We start from the raw sequence: 19,303 nt of genomic DNA, 5'->3' as shown, positions 1-19,303 counted from the left end.
CGGTGACGAGCTCAGGCGCCGGGTTCGGGCAGGAGCCGCAGACCACCGGGCGAGTTGGCCGAGTCGACGAGGTCCTGCAGCCAGGCCTTGTTGATCTCGGGCATGGGCCCGTCGTATTCGAAGCGGAGCGTGCTCGCGGGCGAGATCCACAGCGCCTGGCGCCGGTTGGTGTCGTCGTCGATCACGGCCAGCGACGTGCTCTCACGTCGGCGGAGCTTGGCCACGATCACGAGTTCGAGGTGCGCGAGCGTGCGGTCATCGATCGGAACGGCGACCGAAGGCGCGCCATAGTGCAAGGTACCCATCGTTGTCGATCCTACGTTCGTCGTGACGCGTTCCCGTACTCTGGTGCGATGGCCATCGTGAACCGACTCACCGTCGACGGGCGTGACTATTTCCTTCCCGACCCGGTCACCGAGCTCAAGGGCAAGATCCTCGACGCCATCAAGGCCGGGGGCGGGTATGTGAACATCCCGCCGCTGCGCGGAGGCCCGGGCATCGACATCCTCTTCTCCCCCGGCATGCCCGTCACCTGGACGCAGATCGACGTCCCGTCCGAGCAGGCCCACGGCAACGCCCACGACGACACCGACATGGTGATCGACGACTACAGCGGGATCTGACGGCCCCCGATCATCCGCTCGGTCGCTCGACGCCTCTTCTGGCGGGGTCGTCGCGACCGGTCAGGCCGACAGCAGAGCGGTTAGCTCCGACGCAGGCATCGGCTTACCCAGGAGGAACCCCTGGCCCCGGTCGCACCCCCGGCGACGCGCGCGCTCGAGGTCGTCGTGAGTCTCGATCCCCTCGGCCACGACGGACCATTCGTTCCGCCGCGCCTGCTCGACCGCGGCGGCGACCGCCTCATCCGCCTCGGCATCGGCCCGCTGGGTCAGTGACCGGTCGATCTTCACCTCGGTCAGCGGCAGCGCGTCGAGCATGGGGGTCGTGGTGTCGCCGGCGCCGAGATCGTCGATCGAGAGGCCGAGGCCGGCTGCACGGGCACGCTCGAGCACCGCGAGCACGCGCGGCAGCAACTGCGGCGCGGGCGACTCGGTGATCTCGATCGTGAGACTGCCCGCCGACAGCCCGAGCTCGTCGGCGCGCTGGGCGACGGTGTCGACCCACGCGGCCGAGAACTCCGACGGCGAAGCGTTCACCGACAGGCCCAGATCGTGACCGGCACGCTGCCATGCGGCGACCTGTCTGCCGGCGCGGGTGAGCACGGCGGCGCCGAGGTCGGCGATGATGCCGTGGGTCTCGGCGAGGGGGATGAAATGCACGGGCGAGATCATGCCGAATCGAGGATGATGCCAGCGGCAGAGAGCTTCCACCGCGACGGGGCGATCCGGCTGACCGGAACCATCGAGGTCGAAGATGGGCTGGAACTCTATGGAGAGTCCGCCGGCGGGCACGGCCGCGCGCAACTCGGTGGCGAGGGTTGCACAGGGGTCCATGTCTCTCAGGGTCACAAGTATGCCCATTTCGAGCAACACCAGACAAACAGGCGTGACGTACCTATAATGCGACACGCACCCCGGATCATTGCCGACCTGATCGCTGCGGCCCCGCGGCAGATTACGCTGGTCACGATGGGAACTCTGACCTACGACTCCAAACTGACCGTCGCGCTGGACGACCGTGTCCTGGCGCACCTGCAGGCCGTGGTCTGGTCGAAGCTCCGCCGTGGCGAACAGTTCTCCTTCACCTGGACCGACCCCACCCGCAACGGCATGGGCCGCACCTCGGTGTGGCTGAGCCCGAACATCCCGGTGGCGTTCGAGTACTTCGGCAGCCGCACACCTAAACTCAACCCCGCGTGGCTGGACGCACTGTCCAAGTCGGCGAATTCACCGGGCGGGCTGACGATCGTCCCCGAACCGGAAGAGTAGACCGGCTCAGCTCCAGTCGCTGGGCGCCGGCTGACGGGTCGAGGGCAGAGCGGATGCCGCGGCCCAGTCGTGCACCCAGGGCTCGACGTCCGGCATCCCTTCGGGGCGACCGACCGCGGCGAACAGCTCCTCGTGGGGAAGGGTTCCGCCCGACCGCTTCAGCATCCGGATACGGATGATGGCCCTCGCGTAGATCTCACCGCGCACCAGCGCCCGGTGCTCGAGGTAGAGCGCGCGATCGTCGTGTCCCAGCATCCTGGTCTGGAGTTCGAAGCGCTGCCAGAGCTCCAGCGACTTGCGGAAGGTGACGGTCTCGCTCGAGACCACCCCGTACCACCCGTGCCTGCGCATCGCGTCGACCATCCCGGTGCGCACCAGCAGGTCCCAGCGACCGAGGTCGAACAGAGACAGGTAGCGCCCGTTGTTCATGTGGCGCAGCACGTCGATGTCGGTCGGCAGGGTGGTCAGCCGGATGCGCCCGACGTCCTGGAAGGTCAACCACCCCTCACGACGGAGGCGCAGGCGCGCGAGGAGGTGGACGAGCAGGGTGCGCCAGAGGACGTTCACGGTCTCGGATCGTAGCCAGGAACGATGATTCCGCCGATTCGGTTGTGCAGGATCGACAGTTTTCCTGCGGCATCCCGCTCGATTTCGCGACGTCGGAACCCGCGCGTAGAGTCTGGCCATGGACGCTGAACTGCGAACGGATGTCGTGGTGCGGCCGGTGCGAGACGTCGATGCCGTCGCTCTCGGCCAGGTGCACGCCACATGCTGGCATGAGACCTACGACCAGGTGATCAGCAAGGCGGCGCTGGAGAAGATCTCCCCCCGCCGGCTGGCCGAACTGTGGACCCACTGGGCGGTCCAGGGACCCGAGTTCAAGATGAGCGCGGCCCTGGTCGACGGCGAGATCGTCGGGTTCGTCGGCTCGGGACCGGCCCGCGACAAAGATGCGCCCCGCAACCGCGAGCTGTACTTCATCTACCTTCTCGATGCGTATCACGGGAAGGGGATCGGACAGAAGCTCTTCGACGCCGCGGTCGAGAACGGTGAGCCCCTGTACCTCTGGGTCGCCGAAGACAACCCTCGTGCGCACCGCTTCTACGAGCGCAACGGCTTCAGCCTCGACGGCGCCTCGCACACCGAGCCCTTCCTCGGCGAGACGCTCACCGAGGTCCGGTTCGTCCGCTGAACCCGCCGTGCTGAGCGTCTGGGCGCTGGAGGGCATCCCCGAGATCACCACGGGTGACGATCTCATCGCGGTGATCGGCACCGCTGCCGCCGACACCCTGCAGGATGGCGACATCGTCGTGGTCACCTCGAAGGTCGTGTCCAAGGCCGAGGGCCGGTTCGTCCAGGCAGACGATCGCGAGGACGCCATCACCGCGGAGTCGGTGCGGGTGGTCGCGCGGCGCGAAGGTCCGAGCGGACACGTGACCCGCATCGTCGAGAATCGTCTCGGCATCATCGCCGCCGCGGCCGGGGTGGATGCGTCCAACACCCCCGAGGGGACGGTGCTGCTTCTGCCCGAAGATCCCGACCGGTCCGCCCGGGCACTCGCGGCGGGCTTGCGCGCACGCCTGGGCGTGCGCGTGGGTGTGCTCATCTCCGACACGCTCGGACGCGCATGGCGCGAAGGTCAGACCGATCACGCCATCGGCGCCGGCGGAGTGGCCGTCTTCGAAGACCTCAGAGGGACGACCGATGCCGAGGGCCGGCCCCTCGCGGTGACGATGCCGTGCGTCGCCGACGAACTGTGCGCCGCCGCGGATCTGGTGAAGGGGAAGGTCGGACGCCGACCCGTCGCCGTCGTCCGCGGCCGTGGCGACCTGGTCGGAGACCTCGATCTCCCCGGTGCGCGGTCGATCGTGCGGCCGTGGGAGCGCGACATGTTCCGCCTCGGCGCCGACGAAGCCTACGCCGAGGGGTTCGCTGCCGGCCGTGCCGGTCAGGAACCCCTCGGCGGTCCCGGTGAGCCCGGGGTCGATGGTGCGGAGGCGGAAGATGCTCAGCCGGCGCGCAGCTCCACCTGACCGGCGGTGACGCTGACCTCGACGGTGCTGCGGGCGCCCGGGGTCGAGCCGAGGCCGTTGTCGAAGTCGCCTGCGGAGACCTCGGAGGTGATGTCGTACTCGCCTTCGGGCACGGTCGCGGTCACCCGTCCCGCGCTGACGTCGAACGTCATCTGGCCCGGCTGCGTACCGGTGAGGACGAGGTCCATATCGCCCGCGCTGACCGTGACGTCGGCTTCGGCGACATCTGACAGCTCGAGGTCGGCCTGACCGGCCGACACCGTCGCGTCGACGGAACGGGCAGAGCCGGTGATGTCGATGCTGCCCGCGCCGAGGTCGAGGTCGAGCTCGCCGAAGTCACCGTCGACGACCCGGAGGTCGCCCGCGTTCATCGTCAGGTCGGCGTCGAGCCCCTCCAGGGTGTCGGGAAGGGTGAGCACCGCCTCCGACCGGTCACCGAACATCCATCCGCCCCACCATCGGTCAGGCGAGGACACCCGGATGGTGTCTTCGACGCGCTCGAGGCGCCATTGATCGGCGCCCCACCCGCGCGTCACCTCGAGGGTGGCCTCATCGACGTCGGCGAATTCGATCCTGAGGCTCCCGGCTCCCACCTCGGTCTCCACCTCGGTCACCCCGGTGGCGTCGACGGTGCTGTCGCCGGAGCTGCTCCCGCCGCCGCCACCGGTGACGGCAGCCGAAGCCGTCCCCACAGCGGCGGTGCCCAGGGTTCCGAGGATGACCAGGGCGCCGAAGGCGCCGACGAGGGTCGCGACCACGCGGGGCGCGGCGGAACGGGGTGCGTCCGGCCGGGTCGGGCGCTCGGACCCGGTCGGCGGAGTGGGCTGTGCCGGCTCCGGGGCCGGAGGAGGGACGGTGCTCATCGGTTCGTTCCTGTCTGAAAGGGTCCGCTCTGCGGACGCGGTGCGGGGGCGGCGGGGCCGCCGTGTTCGAGATGGGCGAGGGCGGCGAGCACCCGGCGGTTGCCGGAGTCGTCGGGTTCGAGGTCGAGCTTCTGGAAGACCGCGGTGATGTGCTTCTCGACGCTCCCCTCACTGACGTGCAGCGTGCGGGCGATGGCCTGGTTCGATCGCCCTTCGGCGATGAGGGCCAGCACCGTGGATTCCCGGTCGGTGAGCCGCTGCATCCGCTCGTCCCGGCGACGTCGGGCCAGCAGCTGCGCGACGACCTCGGGGTCGAGGACGGTGGCGCCCTCGCCGATCCGGCCGACCGCGTCGAGGAACTCCCCGACATCGGCGACCCGGTCCTTCAGCAGATAGCCGAGGGCCCCGCCGCTCGCGGCGATGAGGTCGGCGGCGTAGCGCTCCTCCACGTACTGCGAGAGCACGAGCACCGGCAGCTGCGGCAGTCGCGCCCGCAGCGAGAGGGCCGCGCGGATGCCCTCGTCCGACCAGGTCGGCGGGAGCCGGACGTCGAGGATGCAGAGGTCGGGGGCCACCTCGTCCACCGTGTCGTCGAGGTGCTCGGCGTCGGGAAGGGCGGCAACGATCTCGTGGCCGGCGTCGTCGAGGAGACGGCTGAGGCCCTCGCGCAGGAGCGCGGAGTCTTCGCAGATCAGGACGCGCATGGGATGTTCACCTCCACCGAGGTGGGCCCGCCGATGGGGCTGTCCAGTCGCGCGGTGCCGCCGGCGGCCAGCACCCGGTTGATGATGCCGTCGATGCCGCCACCGGCGATCACCTGGGCACCACCGACGCCGTTGTCCTCGACCCGAGCCCACAGGGTGCGGGATCCGGTCTGCGGCTCGTCTCGGAGCCGGACGACCACACGGCACTCCGACGCACGGGCGTGTTTGGCGGCGTTGGTGAGAGCTTCGGCGATGGCGAAGTACGCCGCCGCCTCGGCATCTCGCGAGCAGCGCCCGTCCATCCGCACATCCAGCTGCACCGGCACCACCGATCGCGCCGCGAGGGCGGAAAGAGCGGCGTCGAGACCCCGGTCGTCGAGGACCGACGTGTGGATGCCGCGGGCGAGCTGCCGGAGCTCGGTGATGGCGGCCTTCGTGGAGGTGTGCGCCTCGGCGATGAGCTCTTTCGCGGCGGCCGGGTCGGTGTCAAGCTTCTGCTGGGCGAGGCCCAGCGTCATCCCGACCGAGACCAGCCGCGGCTGGACGCCGTCGTGGAGGTCGCGTTCGATGCGGGTGCGCTCGACGTCGGCGGCGCGGACCGCGCCGACCCGCTGCGCGTTGGAGGTCCGGGCCTCCTCAGCCAGCTGTGCTTCGCGGGAGGGCACCATGATCGCCCGGGCGAGCACGCCGTGCAGGATCGCGAGGCCGACGATGCCGGCCGCGGCCAGGACGACGACGAGGATGCCGGCGACGACCGCCCAGCCGCTCGCGACGACGAAACCCGTTCCGAAGAGCCGGAGGACGCCGTCGTCGGCGAAGAGCGGGCTGAAGGTGAAGACGATGCCGCTCGAGATCGCCTGGAAGAGGAAGAGGGTGATCCCGCCGAGGAGGGTGGCCACGGCGAGGTTCGCGATGGCCCGCCACATGCCGGGATCGATCGCCTGCTGGCCCAGGGAGCGGATCCAGCCGCCGAAGCCGGGGCTGCCGCTGCGGCGCAGCCGCCTCGGGGTGAGACCGAAGTGGTAGAGCCCGTCGATGCGGGCGGTTTCGAGCCAGGCGAGCGCGAACAGCACGTAGACGAGGCCCACGAGGAAGAGCAGCCCGATGCCGATCACGAGGAGGAAGCCGAGACCGAGGCCGAGGAGCGAGAAGAGGAATCCGAAGAGCGCGGAGCCGATGACGCCGAGCGCCGCGAGGTGGGCGATGGCGAAGGCGATGCGCGAGGGCGAGGCGATCTGCGATTTCACCTTCGCGGGGCGCGCCGGCGCGGGGCTGGGTGCCTCACGCGGCGCGGCGGGGGTGAGAGGTGCTGTGGTCATGACACCCACGGTAGAACTGCCGCCCGTTCGGCGCGCCCGAGGCATCCGGACTCTTCACCGGGGGTTATCCCCCGGTGCGGTGATCCCGCCCGCTCACCGGCTCTTCACTGTGCCGAACAGGCGGGCGATCGGCGCGACGACGAGGGGTCTGGCGGCGACCCACCCCGCGACGATGATGCCGAGCGACAGGATGAAGATGAGGAGCCCCGCCCAGTTGTCGGCATAGGCGTTCGGGTCGACCGACCCCTGGGCGGCGTACATGTGGTTGAGGTTGCGAAGAGCGCCCGTGGCGAAGACGAGCGTCACGTGGAAGATGATGAAGACCACGAAGTAGAGCATCACCGGGAAGTGCACCTTACGCGCCCATTCCACCGGGTAAAGCCGGTTCAGGCGCGCGGCGTCCTTCGGCCAGAAGCCGCTCATGCGCACTCCGGTGATGATCGCCAGCGGCGCTGCGATGAACACCGTGGCGAAGTACGCCAGCTGCTGCAGGGAGTTGTAGTTGACCCAGCCGTTCTCGGTCGGCCAGTCGAGCGAGAGGTACTGCAGGCCCGCGCTGACGGCGTTGGGGATGACCTCCCAGCTCGTCGGCACGATGCGCACCCACTGACCGGTGGTGAAGTGCAGGACGATGTAGATGATGCCGTTGGCCACCCACAGCACGTCGAGCGCCTGATGCAGCCACAGGTTGAGGCTGATCTTGCGGCGCTTGTTGCCCTTCGGGCTCCAGAACACCGTCGGCCGCTTCTCGGTGCGCACCTGGAGCCCGGTGCGGATGATCAGCACCATCAGGAAGACGTTGAAGAAGTGCTGCCAGCCGAGCCAGGCGGGAATGCCGACCGGTGCCCACTCGGGAAGGTGGTACTCACCCGGGAACTGCTCCACGAACCCCTGCAGGGGCGGGATGCTCAGGAGGAACCGCACGATCACGACGACGAGTCCCGCCGCGACGAGCAGCGTGAAGCCGCCGACGGCGGCGACCCCCGCCCACTGGAGCGGGGTGTACGGACCGATGCGGCGGGGCTCGGCAGGCGGGGCAGGACGAACGGATGCCGCGGCACCGGGGAACACGGTCGGGGTGAACGGCAACGGGGCGCGGGGGCCCGCGGGCGCGGACGCGACGGCGATATCCGCCGATGCGGGGGGAGCGGTCGAAGCGGGGACGCCTGCGTCACCGTCGCGAGCCGTCGATTCCTGCTGCCCCGATGGTGCGGGAGCCTCCGATTCTGCCGGGTCGGCGACGAGGGTGGCAGCACGCGCCGACGCATCGGCTGGCGGCGCTGCGGCAGCACGAGGGCGCGGCGTGAAATCAGCCGGCGGCCACGGGTTACCGCCCGCGACCCGAGGAAGCCCGCGTCGGACCCTCTCTCCCCCGCGAGCCGTCGATTCCTGCGGGGTGGATGCCGCGGGGGCGACGTTTTCTGACGGGTCGGCGGGTGTTTCGCGGGTCACCGCTCGCTCCGCGCCCGCCCGCGCGTCCGCCCGGCCGGCCGCGGCCGCGGCCGCGGCCGCGGGCTTGGGCGCGCCGGTCGCCTCGCCGGTCTGCGGCCACGGGGCGCCTCCGGGCGTGGCCGCAGCCGGTGGCCACGGCTCACCGCCGACGACCCGAGGCAGACCCTGTCGCATCCGCCTGGGCTCGCGACCCGTCGATTTCTGCTGCCCGGATGCCGCGGGAGCGACGTTTTCTGACGGGTCGGCGGGCGTTTCGACCCGCCGCGCTCGCGGTTCAGTCGGCGGGGCCTCAACGGCCGGCCGCTCCTCGACGACCGGGGGCACCTCACCCGGCGGAGGCCAGGGGTCGCCGCCGGCGACCCGGGGCAGGCCACGACGCATGGTCCGCGCGAACGTCGCCATCCGTTACGCCTTCTTCTTCGCCTCGAGCGCCTCGATCAGCTGCGGCACGACGGTGAAGAGGTCACCCACGACACCGAAATCGGCGATCCCGAAGATCGGCGCGTCGCCGTCCCTGTTGATCGCGACGATCGTCTTGGCCGTCTGCATGCCCGCCTTGTGCTGAATCGCACCCGAGATGCCGAGAGCGACATACAGCTGCGGCGACACCGAGACACCGGTCTGCCCGACCTGATACGACTGGGGAACATAGCCGGCGTCGACGGCCGCCCGTGAGGCCCCCACGGCGGCGCCGAGCACGTCGGCCAGCTGCTCCACGAGCGCGAACTTCTCAGCCGATCCGAGTCCCCGGCCCCCCGAGACGACCTTCGTCGCTCCTCGGAGCTCCGGCCGGCTCGACGTCGCTACGGCCTCCTCGACCGAGAGGACGGATGCCGCGCGCCGGCCCGACCCCGATACGGTCAGCGTTTCCACGACCGGCGCCGCCACCGCCTCGGCGCGCGCCTCGATGGCGCCCTGCCGCACGGTGATGACCGGCGCACCCCAGGTGACCGCCGCATCGACGTTGTAGGCCGCCCCGAAGACGGAGTGGTGCGCGACGATGCCCTCGGCGTCGCGGGAGACGCCCACCGCGTCAGCGCACAGACCCGAGCGGGAGCGTGCGGCGAAGCGTCCGGCCACCTCGCGACCTTCGACCGAGTGCGAGATCAGCACGGCATCGGGCCGCACCTCGGCCACGGCGGCGTCGAGCGCATCGACGACCGGAACCGAGAGGCCCTCTCCCGGGGCCGCGACGAGGACCGTGCCGGCGCCGAGCGCCGCGGCCGCCGCGGCGACCGCAGCGCCGTCGTCCGTCACCACGAGTGCCACCGGTGTCCCCACCGCAGCAGCCGCCCCGATGAGCCCCGCTGCGCTCTTTGCGAGCTCACCCGAGGGCATCACGTCCAGAAGGACCAGGATCGCGTCATCCGCGTATTCAGCCATCACGCCCTCACACCAGCCGGTTCTCAGCGAGGAAGTCGGCGAGCTTCTGCCCGGCGTCGCCCTCGTCGACGATCTTCACGCCCGCCTCGCGCGGCGGCCGCTCGGCCAGCGAGATGACGATCGAGCGAGCCGCCTCGGGATCGGCGGCGTCGAGGCCGAGGTCGGCGAGGCTGAGCGTCTCGAACGGCTTCTTCTTCGCGGCCATGATGCCCTTGAAATTGGGGAACCGCGCGTCGGGGAGCGCCTCGGTGATCGAGACCACCGCCGGCAGTTCGGCCCGCAGCCGCATCGAGCCGGCATCGCTGAGCCGGACACCCTCGACGGCGCCGTCGGAGATCTCGACCGACGTCAGATTCGTCGCGCTCGGCACATCCAGGATCTCGGCCACCATCGCCGGGATCATCCCGCCCGAGCCGTCGGTGGAGAGGTTGCCGGCGATCACGAGATCGAATCCGATCCGCTGGAGCGTCGCCGCGAGCACCTCAGCCGTCAGTCCCATGTCGGCGCCGAGAAGGTCGCCGTCGACCACGTGCACCGCCGACGCCGCCCCCATCGCAAGACCCTTTCGCACCGTCGCCGTCGACGCTTCCGACGCCATCGACAGCACGACGACCTCGGTGCCCTCATGCGCGTCGGCGTACGAAAGGCCCACCTCGAGGGCGCGTTCGCAGATCTCATCCAGCACTCGATCGCTGGCGTCGCGTTCGGCGAGCCCGGTCTCCAGGCTCAGCTTCCGATCGCCCCATGTGTCGGGTACCTCTTTGATCAGCACCACGATCTTCATGGAGCCTCCTTGTCCGTCTGATCGAGTCTATTGCCGCGGGTGCCGGCGGCAGCCGGGACTCGGGCCGGGATCCCGGTACCGTGGGAGCGGGAAGGAGTCGCCGTGGCCCGACGTCTGCCGGTCGATCCGATCGCCGAAGCGAAACGCCAGTGGCTCGCGCACGGCTGGACGGATGCCGCTGCCGGCATGACCGCCGTCACGTCGATCATGCGCGCCCAGCAGCTGATGCTCGCGCGGGTGGATGCGGCGCTCCGCCCGTTCCGCCTGACCTTCGCCCGGTACGAGCTGTTGACCCTCCTGAGCTTCAGCCGCGCCGGGCGCATGCCCATGGCGTCAGCCTCCGCCCGCTTGCAGGTGCATCCCACGAGTGTGACCAACACGGTCGACCGGCTGCAGGCCGACGGGTACGTCCGTCGCGAGCCGCACCCCGTCGATGGGCGGGCCACGCTCGTCGTCCTCACCGATGCCGGGCGCGACCTCGCCGAACGCGCCACGGCAGCCCTCAACGCCCAGGTCTTCTCCGAGCCGGGCCTGAGCGCCGACGACACCGACGAGCTCGTCTCGATCATCGCCCGCATGCGCCGCGCGGCCGGCGATTTCGACGACCCGCGCCCGACCCCCGAACCGCTGTAGCTCACCGGTTCTGGAACTCCGCCGGACGCTTCTCGCGGAACGCGCGCATGCCTTCTTTCTGGTCGGCGGTGTCGAACAGCGCGGCGAACGCCTGCCGCTCGAAACGCAGTCCCTCGGCGAGCGAGGTCTCCTGGGCGGCATCCAGCGCCGCCTTCGCGGCGTACAGCGACGGCAGCGACTTCGACGCGATCGACTCGGCGAGCGCGGTCGTCTCCTCGAGGAGATCGGATGCCGGCACGACACGTGACACCAGCCCTGCGCGCTCCGCCTCGTCGGCGGTCATGTTCCGCCCCGACAGGATGAGCTCGGCGGCCTTGTAGGGCCCGACGGCGCGGACGAGGCGCTGCGTCGCGCCCATGCCGGGGATCACACCGAGGTTCACCTCGGGCTGGCCGAACACGGCGGTGTCGGCGGCGAGGATGATGTCGCACATCATCGCCAGCTCGCACCCGCCGCCGAGTGCGTAGCCCGAGACGGCCGCGATCACGGGGGTGCGCAGCGCCGCGAATCGCGCCCAGCCGCCGAAGTGATCGGTCATGTGCATCTCCAGGCCCGACTTCTCCTCCATCTCCTTGATGTCGGCACCGGCGGCGAAGGCCCGTTCCGAGCCGGTGACGACGATCGCACCGATGCGGTCATCGGCGTCCCACCGGGTCGTCACGTCGACGATCTCGCGCATCACCGTCGTGTTCAGGGCATTCAGCGCCTTCGGCCGGTTCAGCGTGATCCACCCGACCCGTCCGCGCGTCTCGGCCAGGATCGTCTCGTATTCGGTCATCCTCGTCCTCCAGGGTCGTCGCTTCCGGATCGGATCATCGTGATGATCCCGGAGAAATCCTGCCCGGCCCCGGCGCCGTCCGCGAATGCGCGGTACAGATCACGGGCGAGCAGTCCGACGCGGGCATCGACACCCGTGTGAGCGATCGCGTCGGCGGCGAGTCCGAGGTCTTTGGCCATGAGGGCTCCGGCGAAGCCCGGCTGGTAGTCGCGGTTCGCCGGGCTCGTCGGCACCGGTCCCGGTACGGGGCAGTTCGTGGTGAGCGCCCAGCACTGACCCGACGCGTTCGACGCGACGTCGAACAGGGCCTGGTGACTGAGCCCCAGCCGCTCTCCGAGCACGAAGGCCTCGGCGACCACGATCTGCGAGGCGGCGAGGATCATGTTGTTGCAGACCTTCGCCGCCTGCCCGAGACCCGCGCCGCCGCAGTGCACCACTCGGCGACCCATGGCCGACAGCAGCGGTTCTCCCGCGGCGAAGTCCTCCTCACTTCCCCCGACCATGAACGCCAGGGTGGCGTTCTCGGCGCCGACGACCCCGCCCGAGACCGGCGCGTCGAGCGCTCGGTGACCAGCCGCCTCGGCGCGTCCGTGCGCGAGGCGGGCATCCTCGACCGAGATCGTGGAGCAGTCGATGAAGAGCGTGTCGGCGGGTGCTGCGGCGAGGAGTCCGCCCTCATAGGCGTCGATGACCTGACGCCCGGTCTGGAACATGGTGAGGACGACGGATGCCTCGGCCACCGCCTCGTGCGGTGCGTCGACGACCGACAGGCCTGCCGTCGCCGCGCTCTCGCGCGCCGCGGTCGAGACATCGAATCCGATGACCTCGTGGCCCGCTGCGGCGAGGTTCCGCGCCATCGGGGCGCCCATGTGGCCGAGTCCGAGGAAGGCGGTGCGCACCGTCATCCCCCCAGCAGTTCGCGGCCGATGATGACGCGCATGATCTCGTTGGTCCCCTCGAGGATCTGGTGCACGCGCAGGTCGCGCACCACCTTCTCGATGCCGTAGTCGTGCAGGTAGCCGTAGCCGCCGTGCAGTTGGAGCGCGTCGTTGGCGACGCGGAATCCCACGTCGGTGGCGAATCGTTTGGCCATCGCGCACTGCATGGCGACATCGGGGTCGTGCCGGTCGAGCGCCAGCGCGGCATCCCGCACCATGGCACGCGCGGCACCTAGCTCGGTCGCCATGTCGGCGAGCGCGAAGACCACCGCCTGCTTCTCGGCGAGTGGCTCGCCGAATGTGAACCGCTCGTGGACGTAGCGGATCGCACGGTCGAGCGCCCATTGCGCACCGCCGAGGGAGCACGCGGCGATGTTGATGCGGCCACCGTTCAGCGCGGTCATGGCGATGCGGAAGCCGCGACCCTCCTCACCCAGGATGTTCGCGGCGGGGACGCGCACCTCGTCGAGGATGACCTGACGGGTGGGCTGGGCGTTCCAGCCCATCTTCTTCTCATTCGGACCGAACGACAGCCCCGGGGTGTCGCCGGGGACGAGGAACGCGGTGATCCCCTTGGCACCCGGCTCGCCCGTGCGCGCCATCACGACGTAGACCGATGCCTCGCCGCCGCCGGAGATGAACTGCTTCACGCCGGTGAGGACGTAGTCATCACCCTGGCGGACGGCGCTGGTCGTGAGGGCTGCGGCATCGGAGCCGGCGCCGGGTTCGGTGAGGCAGTAGCCGCCGAAGTCGGTCATGGCCGTCAAACGCGGGAGCCACTCCTCACGCTGTGCGTCGGTGCCGAAGGTGTCGATCATCCACGCGACCATGTTGTGGATCGTGATGTACGCGGCGATCGAGGGGTCTGCGTGAGCGAGCTCCTCGACGATCGCCACCGCGTCGACGCGCGCAAGGGCGGTGCCCCCGACGTCCTCCGCGACGTACAGTCCGCCCAGGCCCAGCTCGCCGGCACGGGCGAGGACGTCTCGCGGGAAGATCTTCTTCTCGTCCCACTCCAGCGCATAGGGGGCGATCTCGGTGGCGGCGAAGTCGCGCACCGCCTCGAGGATGGCGGCACGATCCTCCTCAGTCATGGCGACCGGCTGCGGCCGCGATGGCGTTTCGCTTGCGTGGGGGGTGATCGTCTGCGACATCCGTCCGCTCCTTCCGTGCCGTCCTTGGCACGTTGATCATTTTAGATGGACATCCATGTATTTACGAGGTCTCCGGAGTATCAGTTCGTTTCCGGCTGGTTCACCCATTCGAAACGTGCCCTGGCTAGACACGAGAAGCGTGCGCCCCGGCACGCCCGACCTGAGGACATGCATGCCTTCATCTCATCGACGCGCCGCGGCCGGCTTGACCGCGGCGGCCGTCGCCTGTTCCCTGGCGCTCGCGCCGGGCGCGGCGTTCGGCGCCATCGTCACCGATGCGATCACCACCTCCGCCGACGACGCAGCGCTGTCGCTGACGCCGCTCGGCTCGTTCGAAACCGGCGTCTTCGACGAGGGCGCCGCCGAGATCGTCGCCGCCTACGGCGACCGCCTCTTCGTGGTCAACGCGCAGGCGGCGACCGTGGACGTGCTCGACTACTCCGACCCGACCGCGATCACCGAGGAGTTCGAGATCGCCGGGACCGGCGTGGCGAACTCCGTCGCCGTCCGCGAGGACGGGCTCGGTGTCATCGCCCTCGAAGCGCCGGTGAAGACCGACGCCGGGTCGCTGCTCTTCTTCGACGCGAACGCGGCGGATGCTGCATCGGCGACGCTCGGCTCGGTGACCGTCGGGGCGCTGCCCGACATGGTGACCATCTCGGCCGACGGGCAGTACGCCGTGGCAGCCAACGAGGGTGAGCCCTCCGACGACTTCACCGTCGACCCCGAGGGGTCGATCAGCGTGGTGAGCCTCCCCGACACGCTGACCGCGCCGACGGCTGACGACGTCGCGACCGCCGACTTCCGCGACTTCGAGGAGGGCGGGTCGCTGCCCCTCCCCGAGGGTGTGCGCGTGTTCGGGCCGAACCCGGCGGGCGACCTGCCGGTGAGCCGCAACCTCGAGCCCGAGTACATCACCGTCGACGGCACCACCGCGTACGTCACGCTGCAGGAGGCGAACTCGCTCGCCGTCGTCGACCTCGCGTCGGCGACCGTGGCGGCGATCGTGCCGCTGGGCACCAAGGACCACGGCGTCGACGGCGCGGGCCTGGACGCCAGCGACCGCGACGGCACCGCCGACGGCCCCGCCGTCAACATCGACACCTACCCCGGCCTGAACGGCATGTACATGCCCGACGCCATCGACTCGTACACCGCCGGCGGCGCGACCTACCTCGTCACCGCGAACGAGGGGGATGTGCGCGAGTGGGGTGACTACATCGACGAGTCGCGCGTGGCGAACCTCGCCGCCGACGGATACGGCCCCGTGTGCGCCGACAGCCCGCTCGCGTCGCTGACCGGAACGGCCGACCTCGGTCGCCTGGCCGTGTCGAAGGAAGACGGCTTCAACGAGACCGACGGATGCTACGAGGAGCTCTTCTCCTACGGCGCGCGCTCGTTCTCGATCTGGAACACCGCCGGCGAGCTGGTCTGGGACTCGGGTGACGCCTTCGAGCGCATCACCGCCGAGCTTGTTCCCGCGAACTTCAACTCCGACCACGGCGCGTCCGAGTTCGACACGCGCAGTGACGCCAAGGGCCCCGAGCCCGAGAGCGTCACGGTCGGCGAGATCGACGGCGTGCCCTACGCGTTCGTCGGCCTCGAGCGCGTCGGCGGCATCATGGTCTTCGATCTGAGCAGTCCCGCGGATGCCTCGTTCGTCACCTACCTCAACAACCGCGACTTCTCGGTGTCGGGTGAGGACGCGACGGATGCCGCAGGCCTCGCCGCCGCGGGCGATCTCGGCCCCGAGGGCATCGCCTTCGTCGCCGCCGAGGACTCCCCCACCGGCGCTCCGCTCCTCGCGGTCGGCAACGAGGTCTCGGGGACGACCACCGTCTACTCGGTGGACTCGACCCTCGACACCACGACCGACGTGCAGGTGCTGACGATCAACGACTTCCACGGTCGCATCGAGCCGAACTTCGGCAACGGCGAGGCCGGCGCCGCGGTGATCGCGGGTGCGGTGTCGCAGTTCGAGTCGGAGAACCCCAACACGCTGTTCGTCTCGTCGGGCGACATGATCGGCGCGTCGACGTTCACGTCGTTCATCCAGCAGGACAACCCCACGATCGACGCACTGGTCGAGGCGGGCCTCGACCTGGGAGCCGTGGGCAACCACGAGTTCGACGCCGGCTTCGCCGATCTGGTCGATCGCGTCATCCCTCGCTACGGCCAGGGCGACGAGGTCGCCGGGGCTCCGTACGCTCTGGGCGCGAACGTGTACCTCGCGGGGACCGATGAGCCCGCGCTGCAGGAGTACGTCGTCGAGGAGGTCGACGGCGTGCGGGTGGCCTTCATCGGCACCGTCACCGCCGACACCGCGACCCTCGTGAGCCCCGCGGGCATCACCGAGATCGAGTTCGGCGATCAGCTCGAGGCGGCCAACCGCGTCGCGGCCGAGATCACCGAGACGGACGCCGCCGACGTGATCGTGCTGCTCACCCACGACGGGGCACCGACCGAGGACTGCGCCACCATCGCGCAGGGCGACAGCGATTACGCCGCGCTCGTGAACGGCGCATCGGCGGAGATCGACGCGATCGTGTCGGGTCACACCCATCAGCCGTATGCCTGCGAGGTGCCGGTGAACGGTGTCGCCGGAACGGAGCGCCCGGTCATCCAGGCGAACCAGTACGGAACGATGTTCGGCAAGCTCGACATCTCCGTGGACACCACCTCCGGCGAGCTCGTCTCGATCGGCGGGTCGCTGGTGCCCCTCGTCGGCGAGGATGACGCGCCGCTGTTCGCCGCCGACCCCGAGGTCGAGGCGATCGTCGCCGACGCCGTGGAGGTCGCCGACGAGCTCGGCAGCGTCGAGGTCGGGTCGATCACGGGCGACATCGTCCGGGGCGGCACCCCTCCGGGTGACGACCGCGGCGTCGAGTCGTCGCTCGGCAACCTCGTGGCCGACATGTACCTGTGGGCGACGTCGAACGAGTCGTACGCGGGCACGCCTGCGCAGATCGCGCTGATGAACCCGGGTGGCCTCCGCGCCGACCTGCTGTTCGGCGAGGACGGCACGGTCACCTACCGCGACGTCGCCAACGTTCAGCCGTTCGCCAACACGCTCGTGACGCTGACTCTCACCGGTGCGCAGCTCGAGCAGGTGCTCGAGGAGCAGTGGCAGCCCGAAGGCTCGTCACGGCCGAAGCTGCACCTGGGTGTGTCGGAGGGCTTCTCCTACATCTACGACCCGAACGCCGCCGCCGGCTCGCGCATCCTGTCGATGTCGCTGAACGGTGAGGCGATCGGCGCCGACGACGAGCTGACCATCGTGACCAACTCGTTCCTCGCGGCCGGTGGAGACAACTTCTTCACCCTGGCCGAGGGCACGAACGTGGCCGACTCCGGTCAGGTCGACCTCGCGGCATCCGTGGCGTACTTCGAGGAGTTCGAGGTCGTCGAGCCGGCGCCGCTCGGCCGCGCGGTCGTTGGGGAGACCCCGGCACCCGGTGATGGGGACGGCGGATCGACCCCCGGGGCCGGTAACGGTTCGGGCTCGGGCACGGGCAGCGGTTCGGGCACGGGTTCGACCGCCGGTCAGCTCGGTGTCACCGGCGCGGAGCTGCCGCTCGGCGCCGCCCTGGGCGCGGCGCTGCTGCTGGTCGCGGGAGGCGTGCTGTTCGCCCTCCGCCGCCGCACCACCCCCGCCGGCGAGTAACCCACACAACGCGGAGGGCCCTCGGACCACGGTCCGGGGGCCTTCCTGCGTTTCCGGCTTCCGGCTCTGGCCGCGCCTTCGTCCTTCTGCGCTCCGCTCGGAGACCAGATCCGCCGCGAGCCGTCACGATCTGCTGGTGCGGCGTCCTCCGAGCCGCACTTCTTGACGGGTCACGAGGACCGATAGACCTCGACGGTCGCGCCGCGACGACGCGACCCCAGGATGACGGCCAGAACGCCAAACCCCAGCGTCCCCGCGAGGAACGCGACCGCTCCCAGAAGCAGGAAGACCCCGTTGATGCTGAGTACATCGGGCCCGAGGGCGACCGCGAGCGCCTGCGTGAGCGCCCAGGCCCCGACCTGGAACGCGAGTACCCACATCGGCGCCCACCGCCACGGGTCGGGCACGGTGCCAGCGCGCAGGATTGCGACCGCGGCGATGAGTCCCGCGGCTGTCGGGACGAGAATCGACGCGTAGCCGAGCACCGTCCACGCGGCTGCGGCATTCGGCTCCACGGCGCCGATTGCCGCGGCCGCGCCTTCGGCGATGAGAGGCCACAGCGCGAGGATGGCGACGGCGACGACACCGGTCGGTCGCCGGGCGACGACGCTGTCGGCTCGCGTCATCCCGACGGCCAGAAGAAGAGCGGATGCCGCGAACGCGACGTTCTGCACGATCGCCAGTACGCCCGAACCCGCAAGGCCCGCAGAACCCGCACCGAGGAGCCCGAGAGCCCCGCTCAGGATGAGGCCGATGCCACCGATGATCCACGTCGTGCCGCGCCGCATGCGAGCAGGCTACCCCCGGCCACCGGGCGAGGCGCGGCCCGCTCTCCCCGTCCCCCTTCCCGCGAGCCGTCACAAACCGCGGTCGCGACGCGCGACGGGCCGCACTTTTCGACGGGTCGCGGCGGGAGCGAGCCGCGCGAACCACGCCGGTTCCCGCGAGCCGTCAGAAACGGCGGGCGTGACCCGCGACGAGCCGCACTTTTCGACGGGTCGCGGCGGGAGCGAGCTGCGACGGGTCGTCGTGGGAGCGAGCCGCGGCGGGCCGTGACGGGCCGCGCGGGCGGCGAAGGTCATCCTCGCGAGGGACGGGGATACACCCCGGGGCCGATGCCGTCGCGGCATCCGATTCCTAGCGTCGAGGTATGAGTAAATCGACGGCCTTCCTGCTCTCCATCGGTGGCACGGTCCTCGTCATCGGACTGCTGCTGGCCACCCTTGCCACCGTGGCCGCGGCGGCGCTGCTGATCTTCGGCGGCCCGGTGCTCGACGGATTCTGACGCGGGGCAGCGCTAGCCTGGCGTCGTGCGCGAGTCGGCCGTCCCCATCCTGCTCAGCCGCGATCTGCGGCGAACCCTGCGGTTCTACGAGGCGCTCGGCTTCGAAGATCGCGGATCACGGCCCCCCGAGGAGTGGCACTACCTGATCCTCGCGCGCGGCGACATCGCGCTTCACTTCTCGGAAGACCCCGAGCTCGACCCGCTGACCACGGCGAGCATGTGCTACCTCTGCGTCGACGACGCCGAATCGCTGTACGAGCAGTGGCGAGCGCATGTCGTTCCCGACGCGGCGACCGGCCACCGCATCACGCCGCCCGCCACCACCGAGTACGGCCTGGTCGAGTTCGCGCTCGTCGACCCCGACGGCAATCTGGTTCGGGTCGGTTCGCCGCTTCCGGCGTAAGCCGATGTCGGGGTCGCGCAG

Annotated in this window: 21 protein-coding genes; 8 read left to right on the top strand and 13 right to left on the bottom strand. The window is 70.3% G+C overall.

The annotated features are described in order from the left end of the window. Window positions 1-11: 11 nt before the first annotated feature. A complete protein-coding gene (locus tag DT073_RS04915; RefSeq protein WP_124292375.1) occupies window positions 12-305 on the bottom strand; it encodes a DUF7882 family protein in 294 nt (97 codons plus the stop codon). Between the two features lie 48 nt (window positions 306-353). Between DT073_RS04915 and DT073_RS04910 the strand changes: the two genes are divergently transcribed. Next, window positions 354-623, top strand: coding sequence for a hypothetical protein (locus DT073_RS04910; RefSeq protein WP_235014993.1), 270 nt, complete (start codon window positions 354-356; stop codon window positions 621-623). A 60-nt stretch (window positions 624-683) separates the two neighbouring features. Here the strand turns inward: DT073_RS04910 and DT073_RS04905 are convergent, their stop codons facing one another. Continuing rightward, window positions 684-1,454 carry an EAL domain-containing protein gene (locus tag DT073_RS04905; RefSeq protein ID WP_164478147.1) on the bottom strand — a complete coding sequence of 257 codons (771 nt, stop codon included), beginning with the start codon at window positions 1,452-1,454 and terminating at the stop codon, window positions 684-686. Between the two features lie 135 nt (window positions 1,455-1,589). Here DT073_RS04905 and DT073_RS04900 point away from each other — a divergent pair, with 135 nt between their 5' ends. Further along, window positions 1,590-1,889: a DUF7882 family protein gene (locus tag DT073_RS04900; protein WP_124292373.1), complete on the top strand. Its 300-nt coding sequence runs from the start codon at window positions 1,590-1,592 to the stop codon at window positions 1,887-1,889. Window positions 1,890-1,895: 6 nt separating this feature from the next. Here DT073_RS04900 and DT073_RS04895 read toward each other — a convergent pair whose 3' ends face one another. Beyond that, window positions 1,896-2,456: an acyl-CoA thioesterase gene (locus tag DT073_RS04895; protein WP_124292372.1), complete on the bottom strand. Its 561-nt coding sequence runs from the start codon at window positions 2,454-2,456 to the stop codon at window positions 1,896-1,898. 118 nt (window positions 2,457-2,574) lie between these two features. Between DT073_RS04895 and DT073_RS04890 the strand changes: the two genes are divergently transcribed. Then, entirely contained in the window at window positions 2,575-3,081 is a 507-nt protein-coding gene (locus tag DT073_RS04890) for a GNAT family N-acetyltransferase (RefSeq protein WP_124292371.1), read from the top strand. A gap of 7 nt (window positions 3,082-3,088) precedes the next feature. Then, a complete protein-coding gene (cofE, locus tag DT073_RS04885; protein WP_124292370.1) occupies window positions 3,089-3,922 on the top strand; it encodes a coenzyme F420-0:L-glutamate ligase in 834 nt (277 codons plus the stop codon). On the opposite strand, the gene DT073_RS04880 is transcribed toward cofE, so the two are convergent. The 6 genes from DT073_RS04880 to DT073_RS04855 form a co-directional block, all read right to left on the bottom strand. Then, window positions 3,898-4,785, bottom strand: coding sequence for a DUF4097 family beta strand repeat-containing protein (locus DT073_RS04880; protein WP_124292369.1), 888 nt, complete (start codon window positions 4,783-4,785; stop codon window positions 3,898-3,900). The two genes, cofE and DT073_RS04880, sit on opposite strands and share 25 nt — an antisense overlap. Then, complete coding sequence (locus tag DT073_RS04875; protein ID WP_124292368.1) at window positions 4,782-5,489, bottom strand: response regulator; 708 nt, start codon at window positions 5,487-5,489, stop codon at window positions 4,782-4,784. The genes DT073_RS04880 and DT073_RS04875 overlap by 4 nt, the downstream gene beginning before the upstream one ends. After that, a complete protein-coding gene (locus tag DT073_RS04870; RefSeq protein WP_124292367.1) occupies window positions 5,477-6,808 on the bottom strand; it encodes a sensor histidine kinase in 1,332 nt (443 codons plus the stop codon). Before DT073_RS04870 ends, DT073_RS04875 begins: the two co-directional genes overlap by 13 nt. A gap of 93 nt (window positions 6,809-6,901) precedes the next feature. Beyond that, window positions 6,902-8,434: a cytochrome b/b6 domain-containing protein gene (locus tag DT073_RS04865; RefSeq protein ID WP_353681946.1), complete on the bottom strand. Its 1,533-nt coding sequence runs from the start codon at window positions 8,432-8,434 to the stop codon at window positions 6,902-6,904. A gap of 231 nt (window positions 8,435-8,665) precedes the next feature. Continuing rightward, complete coding sequence (locus tag DT073_RS04860) at window positions 8,666-9,643, bottom strand: electron transfer flavoprotein subunit alpha/FixB family protein (protein ID WP_124292365.1); 978 nt, start codon at window positions 9,641-9,643, stop codon at window positions 8,666-8,668. Window positions 9,644-9,650: 7 nt separating this feature from the next. Continuing rightward, a complete protein-coding gene (locus tag DT073_RS04855; RefSeq protein ID WP_124292364.1) occupies window positions 9,651-10,427 on the bottom strand; it encodes an electron transfer flavoprotein subunit beta/FixA family protein in 777 nt (258 codons plus the stop codon). Between the two features lie 102 nt (window positions 10,428-10,529). Between DT073_RS04855 and DT073_RS04850 the strand changes: the two genes are divergently transcribed. Beyond that, window positions 10,530-11,060, top strand: a complete 531-nt coding sequence (locus DT073_RS04850) for a MarR family winged helix-turn-helix transcriptional regulator (protein WP_240638771.1) — start codon at window positions 10,530-10,532, stop codon at window positions 11,058-11,060. Window position 11,061: 1 nt separating this feature from the next. Here DT073_RS04850 and DT073_RS04845 read toward each other — a convergent pair whose 3' ends face one another. Genes DT073_RS04845 through DT073_RS04835 form a run of 3 tightly spaced genes read right to left on the bottom strand, consistent with a single transcriptional unit; the run spans window position 11,062 to window position 13,870 of the window. Beyond that, window positions 11,062-11,838, bottom strand: coding sequence for an enoyl-CoA hydratase-related protein (locus DT073_RS04845; RefSeq protein ID WP_124292363.1), 777 nt, complete (start codon window positions 11,836-11,838; stop codon window positions 11,062-11,064). Further along, window positions 11,835-12,743, bottom strand: a complete 909-nt coding sequence (mmsB, locus tag DT073_RS04840) for a 3-hydroxyisobutyrate dehydrogenase (RefSeq protein ID WP_124292362.1) — start codon at window positions 12,741-12,743, stop codon at window positions 11,835-11,837. Before mmsB ends, DT073_RS04845 begins: the two co-directional genes overlap by 4 nt. Then, a complete protein-coding gene (locus DT073_RS04835; protein WP_164478146.1) occupies window positions 12,740-13,870 on the bottom strand; it encodes an acyl-CoA dehydrogenase family protein in 1,131 nt (376 codons plus the stop codon). Before DT073_RS04835 ends, mmsB begins: the two co-directional genes overlap by 4 nt. Before the next feature lie 232 nt (window positions 13,871-14,102). Between DT073_RS04835 and DT073_RS04830 the strand changes: the two genes are divergently transcribed. Beyond that, window positions 14,103-17,594: a choice-of-anchor I family protein gene (locus DT073_RS04830; protein WP_124292360.1), complete on the top strand. Its 3,492-nt coding sequence runs from the start codon at window positions 14,103-14,105 to the stop codon at window positions 17,592-17,594. 170 nt (window positions 17,595-17,764) lie between these two features. Here DT073_RS04830 and DT073_RS04825 read toward each other — a convergent pair whose 3' ends face one another. After that, window positions 17,765-18,382 (bottom strand): hypothetical protein, encoded by a 618-nt coding sequence (locus DT073_RS04825; RefSeq protein WP_124292359.1) that lies wholly within the window; start codon window positions 18,380-18,382, stop codon window positions 17,765-17,767. Between the two features lie 362 nt (window positions 18,383-18,744). On the opposite strand from DT073_RS04825, the gene DT073_RS16145 reads away from it, so the two are divergent. Both DT073_RS16145 and DT073_RS04820 read left to right on the top strand, forming a co-directional pair. Continuing rightward, window positions 18,745-18,879: a hypothetical protein gene (locus DT073_RS16145; RefSeq protein ID WP_268815541.1), complete on the top strand. Its 135-nt coding sequence runs from the start codon at window positions 18,745-18,747 to the stop codon at window positions 18,877-18,879. Window positions 18,880-18,904: 25 nt separating this feature from the next. Continuing rightward, on the top strand, window positions 18,905-19,282 hold the full coding sequence (locus DT073_RS04820; protein WP_124292358.1) for a bleomycin resistance protein: 378 nt from the start codon (window positions 18,905-18,907) through the stop codon (window positions 19,280-19,282). The last annotated feature ends 21 nt before the right edge of the window (window positions 19,283-19,303 follow it).

It is taken from the genome of Microbacterium sp. ABRD28, from assembly GCF_003850245.1.
Classification (GTDB): Bacteria; Actinomycetota; Actinomycetes; order Actinomycetales; family Microbacteriaceae; genus Microbacterium.
The sequence above is the reverse complement of the archived record's forward strand: the minus strand, read 5'-3'. Positions and strand labels throughout refer to the sequence as shown.